Annotated in this window: 4 protein-coding genes; all 4 read right to left on the bottom strand. The window is 66.0% G+C overall.

The window, feature by feature from the left end:
• Positions 1–180: 180 nt before the first annotated feature.
• On the bottom strand, positions 181–1,800 hold the full coding sequence (locus JWQ81_RS19070) for a terminase (RefSeq protein ID WP_297543358.1): 1,620 nt from the start codon (positions 1,798–1,800) through the stop codon (positions 181–183).
• Positions 1,781–2,236, bottom strand: coding sequence for a hypothetical protein (locus JWQ81_RS19065; RefSeq protein WP_297543357.1), 456 nt, complete (start codon positions 2,234–2,236; stop codon positions 1,781–1,783). Before JWQ81_RS19065 ends, JWQ81_RS19070 begins: the two co-directional genes overlap by 20 nt.
• Positions 2,237–2,432: 196 nt before the next feature.
• The gene (locus tag JWQ81_RS45005; RefSeq protein ID WP_366942314.1) at positions 2,433–3,068 is read right to left on the bottom strand and encodes an HNH endonuclease signature motif containing protein; all 636 of its coding nucleotides are present in this window, start codon (positions 3,066–3,068) and stop codon (positions 2,433–2,435) included.
• Between the two features lie 287 nt (positions 3,069–3,355).
• The coding region (locus JWQ81_RS19060) for a hypothetical protein (protein WP_297543355.1) at positions 3,356–3,550 on the bottom strand (195 nt) is incomplete at its 5' end.

Genomic DNA, 3,550 nt, shown 5'->3' with positions numbered 1-3,550 from the left:
CGCATGCGGTCGTTCAACTCGGACTGGATCTCCGGCGCCAGATACGACAGCGGCTGCGAACCCTCGTAATAGGAGTCCATCAGCCGCAGCTCGGGGAGCTCCTTGTCGTGCTGCCCGATCAGCCGCTTCAGCCACGCCTCCGGATCGAGATCGAGGGCCACAGAACCACCCCCGTCATCGTCAGCGCATCACAGTCGTCTTCCGGGAAGGAGGCGGCTCGTTGCCGCCAGCCTTGATCGCATCCCGCCGGGCCTCCCACGAGAGGCACCCGGCCATTGCGAGGTCGATCTTCCGGGGGGAGTCGTGGCGGTCCTTCTGGATCGTCCACATCGGCTTTCCCTCGTCGTCCTTCACCCGGGCATTACGCTTGACCGCGTTGGCGATATGCCGGGCGAACACATCGCTGCCGTCGTGCGACAACTCGCCGCCTGTCATCGCCGTCTGGTACGCCCGCAAAGCGAACGCCATCTGGCGGGGACGGTGCGTCCACCACTCGACGACGACCTTCGGCCCGTACTTCCCGGCCCAGGCCGCGATGGTCTCCTCGTAGTACGCCGGGTCGGCGTAGACCCGCATCACACGCCAGGTCCGCATCGCGTCGTCCAGGACGGCGTGCACCTCACCTTCGGGCACCTCCCAGGACTCCGCCTCCTGCTTGTTCGCCGGGGACTCCCAGACACCGAGCACCCACTGGTGACCCGTCTCAATGTGGGTAGCGATGAAGCCAGTCGAGTCACTCCACTTCGACCCGTCGAAGCCGATGGCAATCGGCTCCTTGTCCGGCACGACGAAGCGAGAGTCAGCCAGCTCCCGCCAACGCGCCTTGTCGAAGGCCTTCGCTGACGCGGTGCCCGGCTGGTTCAGGAAGTACCGCCGCGCGTCCGCCGGATCGGTGTCCGGCTCGCGCATGTCCGAAGCGATGCGCTCCAGATCCATCCAGCCGGCCGCGTCCCCGTAGACGTACTCCAGCGCGGGCATCAGCTGGTCGTCGTCGTGCAAGTCCTCGACATGCGGGGCCTCGCGGTGGTCGAACAGCAGGCCGCCGTCACGCACTCGGCCCGCAACCACCGCCTTGTGGTACTCGTGCGTCGCCTCGGCCACACTGCTCTCGCCGACCGCGTACATCGTCGACGTCTCCAGCGACCACGGCTCTGCCGCCCGGCGCTTCACCAGATTGCGGCGCACCGTCTTGTGCATCGCCCGCAACTCCGGCAGCACATACAGGTGCGTCTCATCGAAGACGCTGAACGTCTCCTTGCCGCCATCTTTCGCGGCCCCGGACGACGTCGACGGGACAATCTCGCCGCCACCCTCGATGAAGATCCGGGACGACGTCTGCGCCGAACGACCCAGGTCGATCCCCGGGAACTCGTCCCCGAAGTTCTCCACCAGGTGCTCAAGCATCGCCGTGACGTTGTCGTAAGTGTTCCCGGACTGGTTCTCCTCCGTCGCCAGGCAGCGGATGAACGGGTATATCTGCTCCCGGCCAACCGGCTCGCCGCTCGCATCCCAGCCGTCGAACCGGCACGGTCCCAAAGCCTCGAAGCAGACCAGCGCGCCGGCCAGCTCGCTCTTCGCCCGGCCCTTCGGACGGGACAGGAACGCGCGGTTGACCTTCCTGCGGCCTGTCACCGGGTCGAGCCGGTACGCCTTGACGATGAAGCCAGCCATCTCGTCATCGATGACCAGATCCTGGCCCTGGACGTCGCCCGGACCGTGGCACAGGTAGTGCTCTATCCAGTCGATCGCATCGAAGCCGAGGGAGACGAATTGGTCGGGGTCAGCTATCTGCCTGGCCATCGACGACCTTCAGCACGCGGTCCCGCCGCGACGCCGCGCCGTGGGCCTTCGCGGGCCGCCATCCCGGAGAATCGCTCTCCGGCTCAGCTACCGTCCAGCGCAGGCGCACCCGGTCCGCCGCCGTGCCGCCCAGCGATCCCTCGTTCAGCCGGATCTCCGCCAGCAGATCCTTCCTCGGCTCCTCCCAGTACTGCTGGACCAGCTCAGCCAACATGTGCAGACGCTGCCAGTCCGTCATGAGGAACGTCGCCGCCTGCGGGCTGCTGCGCCATGTCTCGTACCAGGCCAGCGTGCGGCTGTCGTAGTCGTGCCCGCCGGGCAGTTCCGGCGTGGGTCCGTCCGGTCCGTTCGCCGGGAGGGTCGTCGTCGCCACGATGTCGGCATTGCGCCGGCGTCGCTGACCAGGATCCTTCGGCAGGGGTCCGTTCGCGGGCATATCGATCACTCCTCAGTGCCGTTGCGGCACACGTCCACGCCAAGCCATTGCGGCCCGCGCATGTTACAGAGAGTTACTACTCACAAGATCATTAAGATTTGGCGACCCGTACACACAGCGGTAGCCCTCCCCGAAGGTCCGAGTGATGAAGCCATGTCCGGTATGTCCCCTGGGTCCCTGTCACTGACCGTGACGGTTATCCGATCAAGGCGAGCTGATCACCGAAGCGTCCAGCCCTGTCGCCCTTGATCGAGTTGCACAGGAAGTGCGCCGTCGCCACGTTGGCCGGCGAGTCTGCACCACCTGCTACCAGGGGCAGTAGGTGATCAATGGTGGGCGCCATCGCATGTGGGACCACGGCGGATCTCACGACCTTGAGCCGGCAGATGTGACAGCGCCAGTCATCACGAACGAAGATCGCGTATCGCGAGTAGCTTTCCGCTTCGGCACGGTGCTCGCGTGCCCGCCGTCGTGAGTTCCTTGCTCGCTTCAGGCATCGGTCTGAGCAGTAGCGTGCCGTGGGCCATCCACGTGTCGTCGCAACGAACTGTGTGCCGCATCGCTCGCATGCCCCGACGGTCCATGTCCGCCCGCGCGTCCCGCGAGCCGCCCGGCTGAGCTTCCTCTTCGCCTTGGCTCGCCGGCTCTGATGGATGACTGCCGCAGCCGCACCACCTCGGGCGCAGGACTCGGCTGATGGCGACGGGTTGTTCCCTGTTGCCTTGCGCCACAGATCCCTGCATGCCAGCGAGCAGAAGAGGCCGCCGTACCTGCGCTCGCGGCTCGCGTCCTTGACGCAGTCGGTGGAGCACCACGTGCACTGGACGGTCACCTTGGGGTGTCGCTGCCCGGGGGTGGCGTGCTGCTGGTTGTAGTGGGTGGAGCACAGCCCTTTGGATCGGTGGGGCTTGCCGCACTCGGGCAGCGTGCATATACGCTTGATCACGTCGTCCTGCTTTCATCAGGTCGGCCATGCCCCGGGACTGTTGTCGCAGTCGCCGGGGTGCTTGCTCTATTGTCCCAGGTCAGGCCGAAGGTGAGCCTGAATTGCGGGGCTGAGCAAGGGTGTTGATGGTCACTCACGCCACAGCATGACGACGACGAGGGCAGCGATACCGATCACGCGCGCGTCTCCGTGCCCGTGCTCTGGTATGGCTGCAGCTCCACTGTCATGGGCGTGGTGCGCTCCTCTGTCCATGCCCGGTTGCAGTCGTCGGGGTCGATCAGCCGCATTCCGTCAGGTGTCACCTTGTAGGCGGGGTAGCGGATGACGGTCTGTCCGTCGGCTTCGTGCTCGATGCTGAGCCACCGATC

This window comes from Amycolatopsis sp. (assembly GCF_025464955.1).
In the GTDB taxonomy this organism is placed as follows: Bacteria; Actinomycetota; Actinomycetes; order Mycobacteriales; family Pseudonocardiaceae; genus Amycolatopsis.
The sequence above is the reverse complement of the archived record's forward strand: the minus strand, read 5'-3'. Positions and strand labels throughout refer to the sequence as shown.

Bases quoted from the DNA above. Each gene is read 5' to 3' on its own strand.
- JWQ81_RS19065 (WP_297543357.1), bottom strand. From the start codon at position 2,236: ATGCCCGCGAACGGACCCCTGCCGAAGGATCCTGGTCAGCGACGCCGG.
- JWQ81_RS19070 (WP_297543358.1), bottom strand. From the start codon at position 1,800: ATGGCCAGGCAGATAGCTGACCCCGACCAATTCGTCTCCCTCGGCTTC.